The 19,751-nt window shown below is 44.3% G+C and carries 16 protein-coding genes and 2 tRNA genes; 3 read left to right on the forward strand and 15 right to left on the reverse strand.

All coding sequences use genetic code 11. The features are described 5' to 3' along the window. Positions 1-36 precede the first annotated feature (36 nt). On the forward strand, positions 37-1,206 hold the full coding sequence (gene pcnB / locus ACYQ2L_RS06295; protein WP_460052803.1) for a polynucleotide adenylyltransferase PcnB: 1,170 nt from the start codon (positions 37-39) through the stop codon (positions 1,204-1,206). Between the two features lie 21 nt (positions 1,207-1,227). On the opposite strand, the gene ACYQ2L_RS06300 is transcribed toward pcnB, so the two are convergent. The 6 genes from ACYQ2L_RS06300 to ACYQ2L_RS06325 all read right to left on the reverse strand — a co-directional run bounded on the left by ACYQ2L_RS06300 (position 1,228) and on the right by ACYQ2L_RS06325 (position 8,114). Beyond that, complete coding sequence (locus ACYQ2L_RS06300) at positions 1,228-1,824, reverse strand: chemotaxis protein CheD (protein ID WP_460052806.1); 597 nt, start codon at positions 1,822-1,824, stop codon at positions 1,228-1,230. 14 nt (positions 1,825-1,838) lie between these two features. Next, a complete protein-coding gene (locus ACYQ2L_RS06305; RefSeq protein WP_460052810.1) occupies positions 1,839-3,620 on the reverse strand; it encodes a hypothetical protein in 1,782 nt (593 codons plus the stop codon). A 6-nt stretch (positions 3,621-3,626) separates the two neighbouring features. Beyond that, positions 3,627-4,823 (reverse strand): tetratricopeptide repeat protein, encoded by a 1,197-nt coding sequence (locus ACYQ2L_RS06310; RefSeq protein WP_460052817.1) that lies wholly within the window; start codon positions 4,821-4,823, stop codon positions 3,627-3,629. 74 nt (positions 4,824-4,897) lie between these two features. After that, positions 4,898-5,767, reverse strand: coding sequence for a hypothetical protein (locus ACYQ2L_RS06315; protein ID WP_460052822.1), 870 nt, complete (start codon positions 5,765-5,767; stop codon positions 4,898-4,900). Positions 5,768-5,803: 36 nt separating this feature from the next. Next, positions 5,804-6,823 carry an RluA family pseudouridine synthase gene (locus ACYQ2L_RS06320; RefSeq protein WP_460052825.1) on the reverse strand — a complete coding sequence of 340 codons (1,020 nt, stop codon included), beginning with the start codon at positions 6,821-6,823 and terminating at the stop codon, positions 5,804-5,806. Then, positions 6,810-8,114: an HD domain-containing protein gene (locus ACYQ2L_RS06325; RefSeq protein ID WP_460052829.1), complete on the reverse strand. Its 1,305-nt coding sequence runs from the start codon at positions 8,112-8,114 to the stop codon at positions 6,810-6,812. The genes ACYQ2L_RS06320 and ACYQ2L_RS06325 overlap by 14 nt, the downstream gene beginning before the upstream one ends. A gap of 86 nt (positions 8,115-8,200) precedes the next feature. Between ACYQ2L_RS06325 and nrdR the strand changes: the two genes are divergently transcribed. Continuing rightward, on the forward strand, positions 8,201-8,668 hold the full coding sequence (gene nrdR / locus ACYQ2L_RS06330; RefSeq protein ID WP_460052835.1) for a transcriptional regulator NrdR: 468 nt from the start codon (positions 8,201-8,203) through the stop codon (positions 8,666-8,668). Positions 8,669-8,794: 126 nt separating this feature from the next. On the opposite strand, the gene ACYQ2L_RS06335 is transcribed toward nrdR, so the two are convergent. The 5 genes from ACYQ2L_RS06335 to murJ form a co-directional block, all read right to left on the reverse strand. Further along, positions 8,795-8,867 (reverse strand) — tRNA-Met (locus tag ACYQ2L_RS06335). Positions 8,868-8,949: 82 nt separating this feature from the next. Further along, entirely contained in the window at positions 8,950-11,667 is a 2,718-nt protein-coding gene (locus tag ACYQ2L_RS06340; RefSeq protein WP_460052840.1) for a hypothetical protein, read from the reverse strand. A gap of 140 nt (positions 11,668-11,807) precedes the next feature. Beyond that, a complete protein-coding gene (locus ACYQ2L_RS06345; RefSeq protein ID WP_460052845.1) occupies positions 11,808-12,629 on the reverse strand; it encodes a hypothetical protein in 822 nt (273 codons plus the stop codon). Then, positions 12,626-13,360, reverse strand: a complete 735-nt coding sequence (locus ACYQ2L_RS06350; RefSeq protein WP_460052849.1) for a hypothetical protein — start codon at positions 13,358-13,360, stop codon at positions 12,626-12,628. Before ACYQ2L_RS06350 ends, ACYQ2L_RS06345 begins: the two co-directional genes overlap by 4 nt. Before the next feature lie 52 nt (positions 13,361-13,412). Further along, positions 13,413-15,020 (reverse strand): murein biosynthesis integral membrane protein MurJ, encoded by a 1,608-nt coding sequence (gene murJ, locus ACYQ2L_RS06355; protein ID WP_460052854.1) that lies wholly within the window; start codon positions 15,018-15,020, stop codon positions 13,413-13,415. Positions 15,021-15,070: 50 nt separating this feature from the next. Between murJ and ilvY the strand changes: the two genes are divergently transcribed. Next, positions 15,071-15,985, forward strand: a complete 915-nt coding sequence (gene ilvY / locus ACYQ2L_RS06360; protein WP_460052857.1) for an HTH-type transcriptional activator IlvY — start codon at positions 15,071-15,073, stop codon at positions 15,983-15,985. A 41-nt stretch (positions 15,986-16,026) separates the two neighbouring features. Here the strand turns inward: ilvY and ACYQ2L_RS06365 are convergent. The 4 genes from ACYQ2L_RS06365 to ACYQ2L_RS06380 form a co-directional block, all read right to left on the reverse strand. Continuing rightward, positions 16,027-16,110 (reverse strand) — tRNA-Leu (locus ACYQ2L_RS06365). Positions 16,111-16,219: 109 nt separating this feature from the next. After that, positions 16,220-18,034 carry an oligoendopeptidase F gene (gene pepF, locus ACYQ2L_RS06370; RefSeq protein ID WP_460052861.1) on the reverse strand — a complete coding sequence of 605 codons (1,815 nt, stop codon included), beginning with the start codon at positions 18,032-18,034 and terminating at the stop codon, positions 16,220-16,222. Positions 18,035-18,038: 4 nt separating this feature from the next. Further along, on the reverse strand, positions 18,039-18,686 hold the full coding sequence (rdgB, locus tag ACYQ2L_RS06375; protein ID WP_460052864.1) for an RdgB/HAM1 family non-canonical purine NTP pyrophosphatase: 648 nt from the start codon (positions 18,684-18,686) through the stop codon (positions 18,039-18,041). Continuing rightward, the gene (locus ACYQ2L_RS06380) at positions 18,607-19,602 is read right to left on the reverse strand and encodes a hypothetical protein (RefSeq protein WP_460052867.1); all 996 of its coding nucleotides are present in this window, start codon (positions 19,600-19,602) and stop codon (positions 18,607-18,609) included. Before ACYQ2L_RS06380 ends, rdgB begins: the two co-directional genes overlap by 80 nt. Positions 19,603-19,751 lie beyond the last annotated feature (149 nt).

Raw genomic sequence — 19,751 nt, forward strand, 5'->3', positions numbered from 1 at the left:
GACATATCAATACCATACATTTGAAGGTGCAGCACCTTGCTGATTCGATACACAACCGGAAAAAACGGAAAAGCTATACCACAGGCGAAAATATATACCTCCCAGGAACATGGAATTCAACCTGCCTCTATAGATTATGATGCTGTCAGAATCGCCAGGAGACTACGCCGGCATGGTTTTCAGGCTTATATTGTAGGCGGTGCTGTGAGGGATCTCCTCCTGGGAAGAAGTCCGAAAGACTTCGATATGGCTACTAATGCCTCACCGGCACAGATCAGAAAACTCTTTAGAAACTCAAGGGTTATCGGAAAAAGGTTCCGACTTGTTCATATATTTTTCCAGGATAAAATCATTGAGGTTGCCACCTTCAGAGCACTTGAGTCCGAGGGCTTCCATACAGTGTATGGAAGCATTGAAGAGGATGCCGCCCGGCGTGACTTCACCCTGAATTCTCTTTACTACGATACAGAGAATAATCAGGTTCTTGATTTCAACACAGGATTTGAGGATATCAGGAGCGGTATAGTAAAGCCAGTTATTCCCGTAAAGCGGATTTTTCATGAAGATCCGGTAAGGATGATCAGGGCTGTCAAATATTCGGTCCGCTGTAATTTCAAGTTAACTTTCAGACTCAAGCGAAATCTGCTTCGCTCATCGGATTTACTGGCTTCTACGCCTAATTCCAGGATGACTGAGGAAGTATTCAAGATATTACAGTCCGGGAACGCCGCTGGTATTTTGCGTACATGCTTTGAATACAAACTTCTCGTTCATATGCTCCCGTTTCTTGATGCACAATTGCGTGACAAGACCACTGCGTATTTTGATGGCTTTTTTTCTTCAATGAATAAGCTGGATGCGGCAATAGAACATTTGCCTTCAGAATCAAGATCTATTGCTATTGCGTATATAGCTTCCGAGTATTTCTACAATATCACCGAGATAGGCAAGAAGCGGAAGATTCCAAGTGGTGATGTATATACTGCGCTCAAGATGTTTCTCAAACCGGTAACCCCGCCAAACCGCGATGTCGAATCGGCTGTTCATATGTTGATTAAGGGAAGAAAGCAGTATTTTGAGAATGGCTATTTTACCGTGCCACTTGCAGGCGAACAGATCGAACCTCAGCGGCCGAGAAGGGCCAGAAATAAAAGAAGACGTTCCGGGAGAAAACCTGCCGGAGGACAGAATCCTGTGCAGCCATAGGCGAATACAGGCTCTGATTTATCAGAAAAGATCCGGCTCGCTGCTTTTGGGTTCGGGAGCGGTCTGTACGGTACGCAGGAATTGTTTTTCTTCTGCCACAATCTGCTGTTCTTCCTGAACCTTGCGGATACCTTTCAGAAAAACCTGGGATGTGTCCGGCAGAAACAGAACCTTGCGTGCATAAGTATTGCCGACTTCCTGTGCTACAACTGGTATTCCCTCCGTCTTGAGGTACTCAAATGCGAAACTGACATTGCTTTCTGATACGGTAAAGCCGGTCGATTCTCCATCAAATTTGAACATTTTTGCTCCACCGAATACCTTGGCTTTGAGTCTATGCTTCTGGGCACCGAGCTTGAGCAGCTGATTTATCAGTAATTCCATAGCAAAAAGTCCATAACGGCCTTCCTTGCTGGTGTATAGATGGCTCTTATCTACGGAGCCCGGGAGAAGGAAATGGTTCATACCACCGATTCTGGCTTGCGAATCAAACAGTACTACGGCAATACAGCTGCCAAGAACTGTTGATATTATGACCGGATCACCGGTAGCGTGATACTCACCAGGATGAAGGACATAAGTCAAACGATCAAGTTTAGAATTGTATTGTGTGTCCATTTATTGCACCATTTTCAGAAGAGTGTTACCTCACCGCTTTCAGCTGTTTGATCATCAACCACAAACCCAGCAAGATCACTGGCTGCTTTCTTATGCGTATAGATTGTAAATCGCTCTATAAGCTGTACTAAACGGCTGCTCTCTATTTCCCATTCTGTCAGACCCATTTTTGCAAGCAGCTTCTGCCGTTGATCGGCTGCTTCAGTCTTTACGTCATTCAATGTTTTAAAGATACTATCCAGATCATCCAGAAGTCCACGTAAACCTTTTAAATCCTGCTTGCTTGTTTTGAATAATTCCTGGAAATTTCGGGAGAATACGGAAAAACTATGTATCTGTGTACTGAGTTCATTTTGTGTTTTATGTAGACTATTAAAATCACTGGCAATTTTACTGAAACGCGATTCTACCTGGGACTGCTGATCATCAATCATTCTTCTGTATTTCGTAATAGAAGAGTTTGTGCCTTGAATGAAATCCTGCACTGTATCTATAGCTTCCTGAACGTGACCGGTCACTTGATCTGTCAGTTCATTCATTTCTTCAATGGTACCGTCCATATCCCGAAGCACTGAGCTTTTTGCAACTTCAATCCGTGATGACATATTAAGGTTGTGGAAGCGAGATATTATTGTCTGGAAAGACTGGAAGTTATGATCGATCTGGAACACTCCCTGGACCAGATTTTTACTGTCATGTGAGAGTGTCTCTTTTTTCTGCATCGCATTACGCATCTGCTGAAATAAGCCTGAAAGACTTTTTTCCGTTTCAGCGAGCCAGTCAGAAAAAATGTGTTTCTGATCAGCAGGGAAGAGCTCTCTGAGTTTTCGGTTGATAGCGTCATCCACCTCGTTAATAATTTTATGAGCGCGGGCAGATTCTGCTTCAAAGCATTCCAGACTCTGAATGAGTCGTTCCTGAACCTCTTTTATTACTGTTCCTGCTAAATCGGGGAGACTCATTAAAAAGCTGAGTTCATCCAGAGATGCCTGGTCATCTGTCAAGTCGGTTGAACTTTCCATCTCTTCAAGGGTCATTATTACATGGTCGATTGATTGCTTGATAATATCCTGCTGTTGAATTTCCTGCATAATGACGGTCAATGGGGACTTTATTCTTGCTGCTTCTTCGCGTATTCCCAGGAAAATGGAAAATATTCTGTCAGCCGATTCGAGAAAAGCCTGAACTCTTTGCTCAAGCACAGGCTTGAAACTCTGGAAAAGTTCCTGTTCAACCGTCCTCGCAGAAGAAACATTCTGTCTGAAAGTGTGAAAGAGTGTAGAAACCAGTTCTCCCTTGCGGGTAGTATCCTCAGTCAGCGCGATAGTCCGGCCGGAAATCCGTTGCAGTTCTTCAGTAATAAAAGAGAAACCGCGGCCTGCGCTACCTGCTTTTAAGGCCACTGTAAGAGCATTCAGGGAAATAAGTTCCATTAATTCCGAATCTGTACGGATTCTATTGATATGATCTTCCAGTGCATACAGATACTTGATTCCCTGTTCCATATCTGCAAAGACGCTGTCATCCTCATGCAGCATGGACTGGAATTGCTGATCCGATGTCTGTATAGCTGAAAATAATCTTTCGGCTGCAGAAAATACTGGACTTTTACCCAGTGAAGTGTCAGAGGAGAGGCTCCCTATGAGCCTGGATGATTGATCCAGACTATATTCCATCTCCTTGATCAGTAAAGGGAATTGCTGTGCGAGCGAGAGATACACATTTTCGGTATGTGCTTCAAGCTCGCGCAGTTTATGAATCAGGGTATCCCGTAAAGCAATGCTGCGTAACTCCATTGATTGTTATGCTTCTTCCTGAATTCGATCCCGCAGATACTCAACCTTTTCTCTATAGGTTTCAGTATCAATCTGTAATGTTTCTTCCAGCAGGCTTAAAGCACGATCATAATCAGCTTCGGCATAGGCATTTACACTCAATGCGTATGTGGTTAATCCGGGGTCTGAACCAAGATCAATTGCAGTATTATAGTAGAATTCTGCAAGACGATAGTTACCTCGTGAATAATTAATGAGGCCTAAATAGTAATAGGGAATGTAGTTGGCATCCTGCAGGTTCAAAGCCTGTATAAAACGCTGTTCAGCTCGGTCAAGTCTGTCATTAGTGTAATGCTCGATACCATCGAGAACAAGACTTCTGAATGTCTGGCGTGTCTCAATATAAAAGTGGAAGTCTTCGGTAAGTGTTTCAGGGTCAATCCAGGCAAAGGCCGATCTGAGGACTTTGTCATTATTTTCCTGCAGACTGCCTTCCCTTGCTAATGCACTTATACTGTCCCACAAAAGCCGATTGTATTCACGAATCGGGGAGTGTAGAAGAAATGAAATCATACCCCATGCTCTCGGGTAGAAATCAGTTAAATTTTCCTGGGCTGTCTGAACATCCATAAGGAGGATTTCTTCGGCACTCAAGCGATCGAATAGACCGTTTACAAGATCATTCTGTAGTGTTTCGAGCCAGGAGAGATTTTCCCGGTATGAAACAGTCTCGAATTCCTTGTCATACTGGGCATATTCGAAATACACAGCAAAGCCTTCTCTGAGCCATAACGGAGGATTTGGTATAAATGATCTGAGAAACTGGATAAATGCCTGGTGGCTCAAGGTCTGTAGATTTTCTCTGCTCTCACTGGCATAGCCAATCAGCTCGCTGCGCTGCGGATCACTGTAATGAAGATAGACATAATCCTCATCAGGATTATCGATAAAGCGCCCTATATATGCTTCGTAATTACTGCGGTCACCGAAAATCCTGACTCGCAATGGATGTTGTAAAGAATCCGGATGAAAATGAAAGTAGGAGTTGTAAAACTCGTAAAGGGCTTCCATTGCTTCAAGCTGATATTCAGCGTTCTCCTGGCTGATATCTGATACAACGTAATAGTAGTTGCCTGCTGCTGTGTAGTCTTCTGCTGCAGCGGCTGTCGCTGCTGTTAATCCTGTCAAAGCCAGCACAAGACTTATTCTGATCAGCTTTTTCATCTATTGTACCCTCCATATATACATATTAGGTGCGGTAAATCAGGATGTCAAACTCTTGTTGCCTGGTTTACCGACTATCTGTGGTTTGTCATTACAGTATCGACCTTTATGTGCAATTCCTCGATCATGATACCAGTGAATCTTTCAATATTGTCCACTATATAGCGGTGTAGCTGGTGAATTGTGCCGGAGAGCTGCGTTCCGAAAGGAACTCTCAAGCTGATATTAAGCCGGTATCCAGCTTTTTCCATCCGAATGGATACCTTCTGCACCTGCAGTTCAGGTGCGAACTCTGCAACACAATGAAATATCATCTGACCCAAAGCTGCTTCAGATATACTGACTGTGCCCTTGGTGGAAAACTCCGGGCGGACCACGGTTTTTTCAAAAACCTTGCTTTTTTTTCCGAATGAGAGTCCCCCTGAGAAAAGGATCTTGAAGGAATCTGCCATAATCTTGGGATAGTTCTGTTTAACTTCAATCGAAGGAACCGGGATTACGTGTCTTCCATGGTTCTTTCGATGATGTATTGCGGTCTGAATTTCATTTTCTGTCGCAATTTCCTCTATGTGTATCATTTTATGCACAGAAGGAAGATCAAGGGCTTCAGTAATCCTGTGAATCATCTTTTCTGAAGTACCTAGTATGAGGATATTATTTATCTGCTCTTTTTTGAGCATGTTCAGGACTTCTTCACGGTGCTCTTTATCAGCAAAAATCGCAGTTTTGACAGCGGCAAGATATGCATTTTCCCGTTTGGCAGATCTGCCGGCCAGAATTTTATCCTTGCGGATCAGCAGTCCATCATCGATCATATGGGTAATTGAATATTTTTCCATGATCAGTGCCGAACGAAAGCTTTTTCCGGTACCACTTTTCCCTACAAGAGCATAAACCTTGACGCCTTTCATTCTCCATGACATGTTACGAAACAAATTGCGCATAGCTGTATAGTATCTCTTGCAGGCATTTTTGTATACTTAGGGCACAGATAACTGCAACTGAATATTCTTTATTACCTGCGCATACCACTGTTTTCTGCCTTCTGTATCTCTGGGTGCTGCTGAAATACAATCCAGCCTGAATTGCTCATACCATCTACGGGGAAGCGGTGCGCTAATCAGAACCCGATCTGAATGTTCCCATGCGGGAAGGCTTACGACCGCAGCATGCAGAAACATAGAATGGGCACTTCCTTCGGTGCTGCCGTATTTCCTGTCACCGTAGACCGGCCAGCCGCGTTCTGATGTCTGAATACGTATCTGGTGTGTTCTTCCGGTTTCAATTTCGAGGGCGGTCAGGGAATAGGAGCTTGACCTGCTCTCCGGGCTGTATCCTTCCGCGGAACCTATTTTCAGACAGTGGGTAACGGCAAGATCGCCTCCAGAGTTTGCAATATAACTTTTCATTTCGCTGCGCTGTACCCTATCAGTCCATGTCATAATTCCGGTTTTCTGAATTGATCCCTGTAGCACTGCGAGATAAATCTTTCTTATGCCCCCGTTTTTCATGGCTTCTGAAAACCACTGGGCTCCAGCCAGTGATTTACTGAAAACAATGGCACCTGATGTGTTTCTGTCAAGCCGATGCAAGGGCCCGGGACGAAAGCTTAATGATGGTTCTGCCTGCTCAAGCAAATATGGCTTTACTCTGGCTGCCAGGGATTCCGGACCGTCATGAACTAGCATTCCGGCAGGTTTTGAGAATACGATTATATGTTTGTTCTCATAAAGTACAGGTATATCTGCAGAAGATAGAGCAGGAGAACTTCCTCTTTTTCCAGCTTCAGGTTGCTGTATGAGGAATGCTGCGATGCCGATTTTGTCACCGCTGTATACCCTTTCGGAGGGAGTGACTTTATTTCCGTTTACACGTATCAGGCCTTTACGTATAGCAGCAAAGAGTCCGGATAATCCCGCATCCTGCTGTATGCGTTTGACAAGAATATCGATTCTCCGTCCATCATCGTTTGTACCGGCGGTGTATTCAATCCATTCCATGATTAAGAAGCCTGGTTAATTTCTGTATGCTTGACGTCTTTAACGGTGTCAGTGATGGATGTAGAGCTAATCGTACCAAACGTAGAGCAGCTGTGAAATCCTTTATAACCTGGGGAGTGAAAACAGTGCGGGTTTCTGCATATGGTCGCCATCCCTTGCTGCTTAGAATATGCATATTGATTTCAAAAGAGATATTCTCGGGAATATCAATAAGAATGAACTCCTCAGGGACGGGTCGATTCAGCTCTGATGCAAGAAAATCGGCAATCTTTTTTTCGGTTTCTGTACGATCAGGAAGGGCCGTCATAGCAGAATGATGGGGGAAATCCGGGTTAAATGGTATTTCACAGACCGTCTGAAAAAATTCCCGTCGGTGCACAGACTGGATAAGCTGGAATTCCGGTTCTTCATTATTTCTGCAAAGACTGTAGAAGCTTTCGTCATCAAGGTCGTACAGTTCTTCTGCTATGATTTTTCCGGAGTCGAGACCAAGATACAAACCTTTTTTAATCATGCCGGTAGCAATTCTGACAGTTCTATGCCAGTACACTGCACGATACATGAGGTATTTGGAAAACAGTAGATTTTCGAGTGCAGAGATACCTGATTCAAGGATACCGACACCAAATTCAGGATGCGGACGAATTTGGTCAAGTACATAATCAGTATCCTGCACACCATAAGGAACACCACAGAAATATGCATCACGGTTGAGGTAATCCAGCTTGTCGGGATCAAGTGCAGAACTAAGCAAGTGTCTGAAAAACAGAATTTCCCCTGTCACAGGGCCTACGAATGAACTGTCAACTATTGCTGCAGCAGCTTCTGCATTGATCTCGATATCATTTTCAAGTATCGCTTTTATAGGCTCTGAAAGAATGTGCTTTGCAGTCAGTTGTTCATGTTCGACTAGAGGAAGTTCTTTCAGTGCGTGAGTGTATGGAAAATGTCCTACATCGTGCAGAAGGGCTGCGCAGAGAAAAGCTTTTGCTCCTTCAAGACTGACTTCCGGTGCGCCTGGGTAAGAGAGCAGGTTACGTAACATTTTCCTTGCAATTTGCAGTACGCCGAGACTGTGATTCAACCTTGTATGTGTTGCACCTGGATAAACCAGAAAGGATGGGCCCAGCTGCTTTATTCTGGTCAATTGCTGAAGCGGTGGACTGTTTACCAGTTTCAGCATCGGGTCATCAAGATAGATATGACCCCACAAAGGATCCCGTATGGAGTTTGGCTGCCTGCTGTCCAGATAATGAAAAATACGCGATTGATTTGGAGTACTGAAACTCATAATAGAAGACCGTAGCTTAAAATTGATCTGCTGTCCAGCCTGAGCATACTATTGTGTGACAGCTGGAATGCCGGTATAGTAATAATATGAAATGCCCAAGATGCGGCAGTATGGATAACAGAGTAATTGAATCCAGAACACTGGCCAGCGGTGAATCGATACGACGGAGAAGAGAGTGCTCTGAGTGCAGCTTCCGCTTTACCTCATACGAAAGAATTGTTGAGAAACAATTGATGATTGTAAAAAAGCATAATCGTCGGGAGCCATTCAGCCGTGAAAAGCTGGAAAGAGGGATTCATAGAGCGCTTGAAAAACGAGATATCAGTCAGCGTGAAATTGAAGAAATAGTTAACGATCTTGAGGATAAAGCCAGCCTGCAAGGTGGCAGTGATCACGAAATATCATCCAGTGCCATTGGTGAAATGGTACTCGAAAAGCTCTACCATGTAGACCGCGTAGCCTACGTTCGTTTTGCATCAGTATACAGGAACTTCTCTGACCTGCAGGAATTCATACGGGAAATAGAAAATTTTTCACGGGATATTGCTGAATAGCGAGTGCAGATAGCTGAAAGATGTGGAGCCTGGTTCTATATTCCGGAGTTATTTCTGATAAAAAAAAAGCAGCATGGGAAAGTGCAAACAGTTTTTGCAATTTTCCCATGCTGCTTTTTTATATTTTGGTGGCGAAGGGACTTGAACCCCTGACCGAACGGATATGAGCCGTTTGCTCTACCGACTGAGCTACGCCACCGTTTGACAACGATGCAGAAGATAGCAGGATTCACGGTGAGTGTCAAGCAGAGTCATTATTCCGTATAGAAAAAGCTCTAAAATTATACCATTTTCTGTGCCTGGGCTGTATCCAGAAGTTTTTGTGACCAGTAATTTTGTTTGAGATATGCAATCTTGTCCTTGGGATTATCCATTTTTGTGCTTCTCTCCTGGAGTTGTTTTGCAGCCTTCCCGATAATGGCATTCGGATCCTCTATCGGTTCATCAGCCATGAGTAATGCTTGAGCATAGAGGTAATAATATATTGCTGAACTCGGATCAATTGGACTTATACTGCTACTGCGCAGCAGTGACTGCATGTGCTCAAGAGCTTGTTTACTGCAATGTTTTCTTAATTCTGCAGTAGCTGAATAGCATCTGCCAAGCAAAACAGGAGGGTAGGTGTGTTCTGACTCAAAAAAGATGCCTGTTCCCTCTATCAGTAAAAAACCAGTAGAAAAAGGATTGGTGTTCTGGGCAGAAAACAATTCAGTCCACTGTTCTTCTGTCTGATCAAGGACTGACTGAGCAAGACTGTATTCATTATACAGTAATAGAGCTTCTCCCAGAAATAGGTCTCGCTCCGGATGTTGAGGCTGTTTTCTGAAGATTCTGATGGATGCGGATGGTGCCTTGGTATAACTCAGACACCTGATTTGCCAGCGTAAAAACATTCCCAGAGCTTCGGGGTTTTCTATGCTGCGGGAATAGGCACTCCCTGTACCGAATTTCTGCATTGCGGTCTCATAATTACCTAATTCAAAATCAACTCGAGCCAGCATGAACTGGAGTTTCAGGGATAGTAATGTCCATCCAGAACGCTGACAGGTGGGAATAATGGCTGTGCAGATTTCTCTGGTTCTGCTGTAGTTGCCATAGAGAAATTGCTTGGCAGCCACTATCACAGATGTATGAGCATATATCAGCGTGTTCTTTACCGGATTTGCAAAGTCGAGGGCAATCTGCATATAGTCCAGGGCTTCCCACATCGATCCCTGGATCAGCCTGCAGCGGGCAATGAGAATATTTGCTTCGATTATACCAGCTCTTTCATGAGCTTCCTGAAATGAGATTATTGCTTTTTTTGCATACTGCAGTGCGGCATTCCAGTTTCTGGATGCCTGATTCATTTTGGCGATTGCGAGCAGGACATAGCCGCTGTCAGCAGAAGGAATGTCAACGAGGTGACTGAAATCGTGAACATCGCTTCGAAGATTTCGAATACTTTCTGAATCATTTTCTGCCAGAGCGAGGAGCATCCGGCAGGTCCATAGAACCCAACGTATTCTCACAGCCACTCCTCTTGAAAATGTAAGTCCGAGTATCTGATGAGCATGTCTGACTAGTCTACCTGCTTCTTCGACTCTGCCGCTAAGTAAAAGTTGTCTGCTTAATGATAAAAACCAGTTAAGAACCCTGTGTGGATCAGCTACAGTGGTGCCAATCTGAAGCAGCTGCATCGTCATCTGCAGTTTTGACTTATCAAGTTTTCTCTGAATAAATAATTCTGCCTTCTGCATCAGCCGTTTCCGTTCGGTTCTTTCCATCCAGGTCAGGTTCTGGTTTGGGGTATCAAGAATGGCTGGAAGAGGAAATCTGATTGATAGAATGAGTCCTTTATCAGCCAGATGACGGCATATATCAGGATATACAAAAGGTGATATGCCTTCTTCCTGTAGAAATTCGAGTAGCATTTCACTATTAAGGCTAGAGCCGAAGAGCTGAAAGCAGAACAGTACGGTCTGGCTGCGTGAATCACACTCCTCTGCAAGGGCGTGAAATCCTTTTGCTCCAAGACTGTCCCAGTATTCATTTAGACGTGAAGGCCTTTTCAGTCTCTGATGGTCGAGTATCGTGCAGGCTTTTTTGGGAAGGTGGGGGAGGGCGCGGGCCTCCTCCCGGCTTATCATCACCGGTATTCCAATTTCCCTTTTTAACATGGTTTCAGTGAACCATGATGTAATCAGGCTTAATGAATCGTTCAGCTCATCTTCACAGTACATTGCAAGGACGAGAGGTTTTCCCAGATATTCGGCTGCTGCGAGTCTCTCCTCAAGGCAGTTATATATCTGTTGTCGTATTCTATATAAGGGCTGCTCGGCTAAAGAAACCGGATTTGCCGGTTCACTCATGATCTGTTCTCGTAATTGCTTGCTGAATACATCAGCATGCTCTTCTCCCCAAATTACAAAGGGAGGATCCTGGATCAACCGGAGAGAAAGATAGCAGTCTCTGAATGCTGACTGAAGGAATTCCTGCACAGAAGATTCGATTGTCGAGACAGTTTCAAGTGGAAAACTGGACTGTATCCACTTCAGAGATGCTTTGTAACCGGGTTCATAATAGGATTCGAGTGCAGAGAACAGGAAGTCATGTATTTCGCGATCAACACTGAATTGCTGAAAACCAATGTTCAATGCCTCCTTGTCCTTAATTCCGAGAACTCTGCTGAGGCCTCCTTGTCTGACATTATCTTCATGGAATCTGAACAGATGTTCAAAATTGTGACGTGCATCGTCTCCTATCCAGAATGAATCCTCATGTTCAGCCTGCAGTAGTCTGTTGCGTAAGCTGCGAAACAGACTGGTATCATCCGTGTTTTCTACGGAATCTATCAATACTGAAAAGCCCATCAAGTCGTGACGAATTTCATTCAACTGTGTGAATGCCCTGTAGACTGCGGCCGCCATGAGCTCCAGATCAGCCAGGCGCGAACTTGGAAACTGAAACAGATAATAACCCGAGCTTTTTGGATCAATATGTATTCCCTGACTGTCCATACACACGGAAAGAATAGACTGAATTTGTTTTACTATTTCAGCGGAACAACGTTCAATCTGTTTATAACTTCGGATTTCGAATAAGGTATAATGCATTTACATCCCCGTCTGTCTTATATCGGCAGGAATCGCATCCGGGTTTATACGTGGAAACTGAAGCAATAACCATTATTCAGGGGAACGGGATATGCACAGCCGGCTGGAAATTGAGGGGAGCTGCGGAAATAGAGTGAACCATACTTTGATGACATCAAGAGGTAGCTTGTTTCTGATGGTTCAGGAAGGCTTACAAGCCCATAGGCCAGAGACGCAGCATATACACTTAGCTCGCTCAGACGTTCGGGGAGATCTATAGTGTCATCATGAGCAAGAATTACTGCAATGTATCCGAAAACACGATCCTGAAGCCGTATAGGCACCTGGATATCGTATCTGGACTGTTTCTCAAAAGGGCGAACAGGAAAGCAGAATTGCTCCGGGATTCTGCTGATTTTGTGATTCGTCTGGATATGCATTACCGCATTTTCTCTTTTTCCTTGCAGCTCTATTGCAATTCTATGTTCTGCCCAGGGGCTGATGCCATCCCTGAGATGATGCAGTAGCGAATGTACTTTTTTTAGCTGCGGAACCTTTTCAGTCTGAACGTTGAGAGCTTCAGTAATCAAGGGATGTTTCTGTACTCCATCTGTATGAAGCGCAAGTCTGAGCATTTTGTCGTTTATGCTTATAACATGTGTGGTTACTGAAAATGCTCCGTTACGGGACGGTATTTCCAGCCGAACAAGCTGGAGTTGCGTCTCACTTAATACAGAACTAATGCAGTGAACATCGGTATAATCGCTGCTCAAGGCCTGAATTGTTGCAGGAATTGGCGGATGCTGCGGAATCAGAAGCTTTATCTGAAGCTGATTTCTTAAAGCAGTGCTTAATGCCAGAAATACTTCGGTTGAACCTGGATTCATGATCCGCTGCCAATTGTCCATGTGTGACTTGCAGGCTGGAATCTTGGCGTCCCGGCGGATTGTCGGAGGTCGTCCCAGGGGACAACTATATCAGAAATTTTCCAGGTTCCATTCGTCCGGGATAAGGTGATTTCAGATACAGCGCTTGTCCTGGAAGTAAACAGTCGTACAGCAAGACGGTACCCGGAATCGGATTCACGGAAAACACCTGTCCTGTAGTGCTCAAGGGATATCTCGCCATCGAGAATTGGTTCCAGTTCCAGTTCCAGCAGAAAACTGTTTTCTTCAAGCAGGGTACCACTTGCTATTTCTCCACGCAGAAGCGCTTCAAGGAAGGAATCAAGGGTTGATTTCGCTGTGTGAGTTCCGGAATGCAGGTAGTCCATTTCTGTGTCGAGTGCGGCTTTGCTATGACTCGGTTCTGCACTGTTCAATAGCTTGTCTAGAGCTCGATCCGCTGGATCAACGGATGCTATCCTTACATCATTTTCCTGCCTTAAATCGCCTTCCGGAGGAATAAACCCGGATTGCTGTCCGGTGTTGTCTCTATTTGTCTGCAGATTCACTACTGGTCTTTCTCCAGCTAATTCTTCAGTGCTGAGTACCCGTCCTGTTACCGTAGCTTCATTTTCCGGGCTCTCTTCCTGACAACCGATAAACAGTACTGCAGATACAAGCAGCAAGCAACAAGCAGGAATAAGCACTGTGTGTAGCAGTTTACGAATAGGCATATTCAGAGATTAGCAGAGCTTCATCCGGAAAGCAAGCAGAGCACAGGCTTGTTCAACTTTTTCGCTTTTTTATTGCCTGAACAAGAAACAATGCAATTGGATCTTTGGTAATCCAGAGCAGAAAGACTCCTGTAGAGCAATAGACTATAGCTGTTAGTGTCAGTGGAATACCGGCAAATACAAGACGTGATGCCGATGTCGAAACCAGATTTTCCAGTATAGGACTTAGGAATATTACCGGTACTGACGACACAAGTGAAAGAAGCAGAAGTTTACCTGAATACATTAGAACCGGTGAAAAGACAGTACCAATCCCTTCGATATTTTTCTTTTTAAGCATCCAAACCAATGCAATAGTATTTACCAGCCCGGCAATTGATAATGCAGCGGCAATACCAACTCCCTGAAATCTGAAGGAAAGGGACCATGCCAGAACAATATTCACAGTGAAGGAGGCTATGCCTGCGAGAGTTGGACTCCGGGTATCTTTCTGGGCATAAAATGCCGGTGCAATGATACGGTTTGCAGCAATGAAGATAAGTCCGAGCATATGATAAAGAAAAATTTCTGCAGTAATCAGCACTGATTCCCGTCCGAATTGCCCGGTCTGAAAAAGTACTGCAACTATATGAACTCTCTGGATTATCGCAAATACAGCTATTGGTAAGGTAACTAGCAGGACTGCATCAAGAGATTTCTTCAATCGATCATTAAACCTGTCCCACTCGTGTTTTGATGCTGCAATTGAAAGCTCCGGAAGCAGTACAGTTCCGATAGACATTACAAAAACACCTAGTATTAGCTCCTGCAGACGCAGTGATATCTGGATACTTGTCGCTGCTCCGACACCGTATGCCAGCCCGGTTGATACAAAGGCATTTAATTCATACACAGCCATTCCAAGCAGAGTCGGCGCCATCAACATGAGAACGCGCTTCATGCCGGGGTTCAGAAATGCTCTTCTGACCGAAATTATCCTGAACCGAGCTCCCATTTTAATTACTGCCGGTAATTGCACGCAAGCCTGTAGGACACCGCCGACGAGTACGCCTATCGCCATAGCGCGTGCAGGGTTTGGAACCCAGAAAACAATTAGCGGTGGAACTGTAAGAAAACTGATGTTAAATAAAATCGGTCCCACACCGGAGGGAACGAATACACCATGTGAATTAAGTATTCCCTGAAAGAAAGCCGCAATTGAAACCATCGCGAGAAAAGGAAACATAAGCCTTATCAGAAAGGCTGTCTCAATGGTATCCATGGCAATTGTTGGATCTGTTGACATTGCTGCATATGTTTGCGCGATATAAGCAGCGCCTGCCATTCCCATGGCTACCACAATACCTACCGTCCAGATTAGTGCTGTAAATGTCGCAGACAGGAATTCTTCTGTTTTTTTATCATTCCCCTCAGCGAAATATCCCTGCATTGTAGGGATGAGAGCCGTAGACATGGCACCTTCTGCCAGAAGCTTTCTGAAGAGGTTAGGTGTATTATAGGCAGCTGTGAATGCTTCAGCCAGGAGGCCTGTACCAAGCAGGCTTGTTCTGGTAATTTCCCGTAAAAGACCAAGAATTCGTGATATCATGGTCAGGCCAGACAGCTTACTGCTGTCTCTCATCATTTTTGAATTCCGTCGGTGATCATCAGCATTATTCATGAGATCGGAGCATATCATGAATCGGCTGAATGCGTAAGAAGCAGAAAGGAATGAATACAATGGATATTCGAGACATGCAGTTATTTTTAACTCTCTCCGAGACCCTTCATTTCAGGATCACCGGAGAAATCTGCCATCTTAGCCCATCGGCAGTGAGCAGAGCATTGCAGCGAATGGAACAGGAGCTCGATCAGGAATTGATACATCGTGAGTCACGGGATATCAGTCTTACTATGGCAGGGAGGATATTTGCTGAGTTCTGCCGCGAAGTACTTTCTAAATGGCATTCAATGGAACGTGAATTAGGTACTAAATCCGGACAGCTGCATGGCGAGCTGCGATTATTCGCTTCAGTGACAGCCAGTATCGCAGTGCTTCCCCGCCTGTTGGCACGATTGCGTACTGCATTTCCTGGAATCAGGGTTGTTCTGGAGACCGGGGCTCACGCAGAGGCTTTACAGAGAGTCAGCGATGGGCATGCCGATATTGCTGTCGCTGCCCTTCCGAAGATACTCCCGGATGGACTTTCCTCCTGTTCACTGCTTGATTCAGATCTTATTTTTATTGCTCCAAGAATATCTGTCGAGTCTTTTGATCCGTCAAGAATTCCTGATAATTTAACGCCTGAAGCTGCCTCGGAGCTTCCCATGGTTGTGCCACGGGATGGAATTGCGCGCGAAGAGCTAATGCAATGGTTTTTATCTGATGGGGGAGGCCTGCATCCCAGAATATATGCAGAAGTTTCCGGGAGCGAAGGAATTCTCAGTATGGTACGCCTCGGGTTTGGAATCGGTCTTGTGCCAAGAATCGTTCTTGAATCCTCTGCGCTGAGCACTGAGGTTCGTATTCTGAAAGCAATGCCATCACTGGAGCCCTTCCATTTAGGACTGGTTGCTCAGTCGAGACGAATTGATGAACCGGAATTATCGGCCTTCTGGAACCTGGGTGAAGCAGGGCAGGTATAGTATAAAAAAAAAGCATCCAGCCCGATGGGCTGAATGCTTTATGCGGCAGAGAGGACTTGAACCTCCACGTCCTTGCGAACACCAGCCCCTCAAGCTGGCGCGTCTACCGATTCCGCCACTGCCGCGAAACGATGGGGTGAATATATCGGGAAGCCTTGATCATGTCAATAAGATAGCGGAAAAAAATTAGTCATAGCTATCTACCGTATAATATTCAGCAGATAGCCCCGGTTTTCAGTCCATCTCATCCAGAGCTTTTTCCAGTTTTCCCAGCAAATCACTGAATACCCTGATAGCTTTGGCAACGACCTCAGGACTATGCATATCTGCACCTGCAGTCGCCAGATTATCAATAGGAAATTTTGAGCCACCGGATTTCAGAAAGCTGAAATATTTCTCAAGTGCACCGGGTTTATTTCCAAGAACATCGTCTGACAGACTGATTGCCGCGCTTATACCTGTGGCGTATTTATATACATAAAATGCGCGATAGAAATGTGGTATCCGTAATCCTTCAATATCATCAGGTGCCTCAATTGCTACGGATTCACCAAAGTATTGGCGTTGAAGATTTGCATATTCAGTGCGTAAACTTTCAACGGTGAGAGGTTTGCCGGTTTCTACCATGGAGTGTGTTATTTTTTCATATTCAGCAAACATGGTCTGACGGAACAGGGTAGCCAGAATATCATCAATTCTCAGATTCAGAAGATATGCTGTTATTTGTGGATTATCTGAGTATTTACCCAGCATATGATTAAAAAGTAGTTGTTCATTGAATGTAGAGGCTACTTCCGCTTCAAAGATTGTGTACTGGTAATTCTGGAAAGGATTGTTTTTTGCTGAGTAATAGGAGTGCATGGAATGCCCTCCCTCATGAGCAAGTGTGAATATATCCCGGAGTACATCTTCCTTGTAATTCATAAGAATGTACGGGTTACCAAGAAAGCTGCCGGCTGAGAAAGCACCTGAACGTTTCCCCTTGTTTTCATAGCGGTCGACCCATCCGTTTCTGAGTCCGTCTGAAAGCACGGAGACATATTCTGCTCCCAGAGGAGCAAGAGCTTCTTCGAGAAGCTGTACAGCATCCTCATAACTATGTGTCATCTTGATATCTTTCAGAAGAGGCACTCTTACATCGAACAATCTGAGCTTGGGAATGCCAAGAATTCGAGAGCGCAGCTGGTAGTATGAGTGTAATACAGGGAATGCTTCATGAACCTGGTTAATCAATGTGTCGTAGACAGATTCAGGAACATCGTCTGCGAATAGTTTGGATTCTCGGGACGAATTGAAACCACGTACACGCGCCTGATATACATCAAGCTGAACGCTTCCTCCATAGAGTGCTGCAATAGTATTCTGGTGAGCTTCGATATGACCATAGAACTGCAGATAAGCTTTCTCGCGGACCTCACGGCTGCTATGCTGCATCAATGAAGAGAAACTTGACTGTGTCAGGGGCTTAAGCCCTTCCGGGGTTTCAATAGTGCCATAATCGATATCTACATCTGTCAGAGCAGAAAAAGCTTTATTGGCGGTTTGGTTACTTTCTGCCTGCATTGCAAGCAGTTTTTCTTCTTTTCCACTCAGGATATACGGTTTGTAGCGAAGCAGGCGTGATAGATAGATGGTATACTCTTCAAGAATTTCATTTTTCATAAAACCCTGAATAGTCTCATCGGGAATAGCCTGGATTTCCGGACTCTGAAATGCTGCTTCAGTTTCTATCCGTGCAGACAGTTGCATGAATCTTGCGAACCTTGCCTGATTTTCGCTGTTCCCCGCATCTTCGGAGTATTTTAGATGGGCATAATAGCCGAGTCGTTCCTCATCCATACTTATTGACATCATCAGCTTCAGGGCGTCCCTGAGGCTTTCTGCTGATGTGCCCAGTGTTCCCTGCAATGCAGTGATCGAAGGAATACGTTCTTCCAGCTGTTTGTAGGTTGCTTCCCATTCTGTATCTGATGAAAAAAGGCTGCCAAGATCCCATTGATCTGATGGCTTGATTTCATTTCGTAAAGGTGTTGTATATTTTTCAGACATGTCTTTATCCTAACTCAGTCAAAGCAGTTTGCATAGCCGACAGGGCCGTTCTCATGGCCTTTCCCCGGTGACTGATTCTATGCTTTTCAGCATCAGTGAGATCTGCGACATGTCGGCCGTATTCAGGAATAAAAAAGATCGGATCATAGCCGAATCCGCCACTACCTGAAGATGGCTTCATGGCTATTCTGCCTTCCATGCTGTCCTGTACCGAGATAAATCTATCTGGATTTATCAGAACACTTATGGCACAGATGTATCTTGCACTACGTTCGGGACCATCCACGATATCAACCAACTCTGACAGGAGTTTCTGATTGCGGTCTTTATCATTCAGGCATGGATTATTCTGATCATCACTGCCATATCTCGCTGAATAAATACCAGGTTTGCCATCTAGTGCATCTACACAAATGCCAGAGTCATCAGCAATAACAGCATCTATGCCCAGCTGTTTGATAAGTTTTTTTTCAATCAAAAGGGCATAGAGATGCTCAGCTTTTATCCATGCATTTTCGGAAAAACTATTTCCTGTTTCTTCAGGATTAAAATCAATATCCAGTTGATCAGGACTAATTATGTTGATTCCTGGAATAATCTCCTGTATCTCTTTCAGTTTGTGTTGGTTGTTGCTTGCCAGTGCTATAGTCATGTTTTAATGATACCATGGTATCCTGAGTTGATTCCATACGAAGTATCATACCAGTACTCATATTCTGATACATCCTTCTGAAGTAGGCCATTGTGTAATGAATCGTACCTTCCGGAAGACCTGTCACTTCTGACACTTCGCTGTGCATTGGTTTAACGCAGATTCTTCTGAGTTGACGTCTGCAATTTGAAAGCAGATGACTGTAATATCTTTCTCTTTGCTCCAGTATATGACGCTCATCATTGCTGAAATACTGGCAGTGCAGTTTGTACTGAATACTGCGTAAATTAATCATTGCTGCATTCCTGCGTTTTCGTATGGTCTGCCGCCGGTGATCCCTGCTGTTGATTTTCTGGCGGAGGGTATCAATCATTCCCTGGAACTCCTTTAGATCTATACCAATAACATCAGCGCAGATTTGCGTCTCCTGTTCGCTTATAAATTCACAGTTCATCAAGGCGAGCACCATAATTCGTTTTTGCAGTACGTTTTTTTTTCTGATTTTTTCACTGCAGAGTGAATGAAAATTTTTCACAATCATTTCTGGATTGACAGATGCTTCAGAAATCTCTTCATTTACTGTATCGTGAGTATTATCGGTTACTGTGTACTCTATGTCATAATTCCCGAAAGAGTTCATATTACCTACTCTGCGTTTGTAGAACGAGCTGTATTGGTATTTCATGCTTAGGAACAGATACGCTTCAAAGCAGCTGTCAGCTTTATAACTGTAGTTTTTTAGCAGTCTAAGCATCCTGCTGTAAAAAAACAACAAAAATTCACCGCATTCATCTTCTCCTCCGCGGCCGCTGCGTCTCGGATAATTATATATTATCGGGGCGATTCTCTTGAAAACATCTTCAAGTGACTTCTTTTTTTCCTGAAAATCCAGCACAGTTCGAGTCAGTTCGGTCATTATTCCTCTCCTCAACAGGAGATATGCAATATTCGGGCCATGACCGATATAAATTGCAGCATATAGAGTCATGAATTTGTGCGAATGTAGAAATTATCTGCTTGTATAGTGATAAATATGCAACAATTGTATGATTCAGTGGCAGAGTC

It is taken from the genome of Spirochaeta dissipatitropha (assembly GCF_054657935.1).

Excerpts from the sequence above, each read along its gene's own strand:
- ACYQ2L_RS06300 (WP_460052806.1), bottom strand. The coding sequence starts at position 1,824 with ATGGACACACAATACAATTCTAAACTTGATCGTTTGACTTATGTCCTT.
- ACYQ2L_RS06305 (WP_460052810.1), bottom strand. The coding sequence starts at position 3,620 with ATGGAGTTACGCAGCATTGCTTTACGGGATACCCTGATTCATAAACTG.
- ACYQ2L_RS06310 (WP_460052817.1), bottom strand. The coding sequence starts at position 4,823 with ATGAAAAAGCTGATCAGAATAAGTCTTGTGCTGGCTTTGACAGGATTA.
- ACYQ2L_RS06315 (WP_460052822.1), bottom strand. The coding sequence starts at position 5,767 with ATGCGCAATTTGTTTCGTAACATGTCATGGAGAATGAAAGGCGTCAAG.
- ACYQ2L_RS06320 (WP_460052825.1), bottom strand. The coding sequence starts at position 6,823 with ATGGAATGGATTGAATACACCGCCGGTACAAACGATGATGGACGGAGA.
- ACYQ2L_RS06325 (WP_460052829.1), bottom strand. The coding sequence starts at position 8,114 with ATGAGTTTCAGTACTCCAAATCAATCGCGTATTTTTCATTATCTGGAC.
- nrdR (WP_460052835.1), top strand. The coding sequence starts at position 8,201 with ATGAAATGCCCAAGATGCGGCAGTATGGATAACAGAGTAATTGAATCC.
- ACYQ2L_RS06340 (WP_460052840.1), bottom strand. The coding sequence starts at position 11,667 with ATGGACAGTCAGGGAATACATATTGATCCAAAAAGCTCGGGTTATTAT.
- ACYQ2L_RS06345 (WP_460052845.1), bottom strand. The coding sequence starts at position 12,629 with ATGAATCCAGGTTCAACCGAAGTATTTCTGGCATTAAGCACTGCTTTA.
- ACYQ2L_RS06350 (WP_460052849.1), bottom strand. The coding sequence starts at position 13,360 with ATGCCTATTCGTAAACTGCTACACACAGTGCTTATTCCTGCTTGTTGC.
- murJ (WP_460052854.1), bottom strand. The coding sequence starts at position 15,020 with ATGAATAATGCTGATGATCACCGACGGAATTCAAAAATGATGAGAGAC.
- ilvY (WP_460052857.1), top strand. The coding sequence starts at position 15,071 with ATGAATACAATGGATATTCGAGACATGCAGTTATTTTTAACTCTCTCC.
- pepF (WP_460052861.1), bottom strand. The coding sequence starts at position 18,034 with ATGTCTGAAAAATATACAACACCTTTACGAAATGAAATCAAGCCATCA.
- rdgB (WP_460052864.1), bottom strand. The coding sequence starts at position 18,686 with ATGACTATAGCACTGGCAAGCAACAACCAACACAAACTGAAAGAGATA.
- ACYQ2L_RS06380 (WP_460052867.1), bottom strand. The coding sequence starts at position 19,602 with ATGACCGAACTGACTCGAACTGTGCTGGATTTTCAGGAAAAAAAGAAG.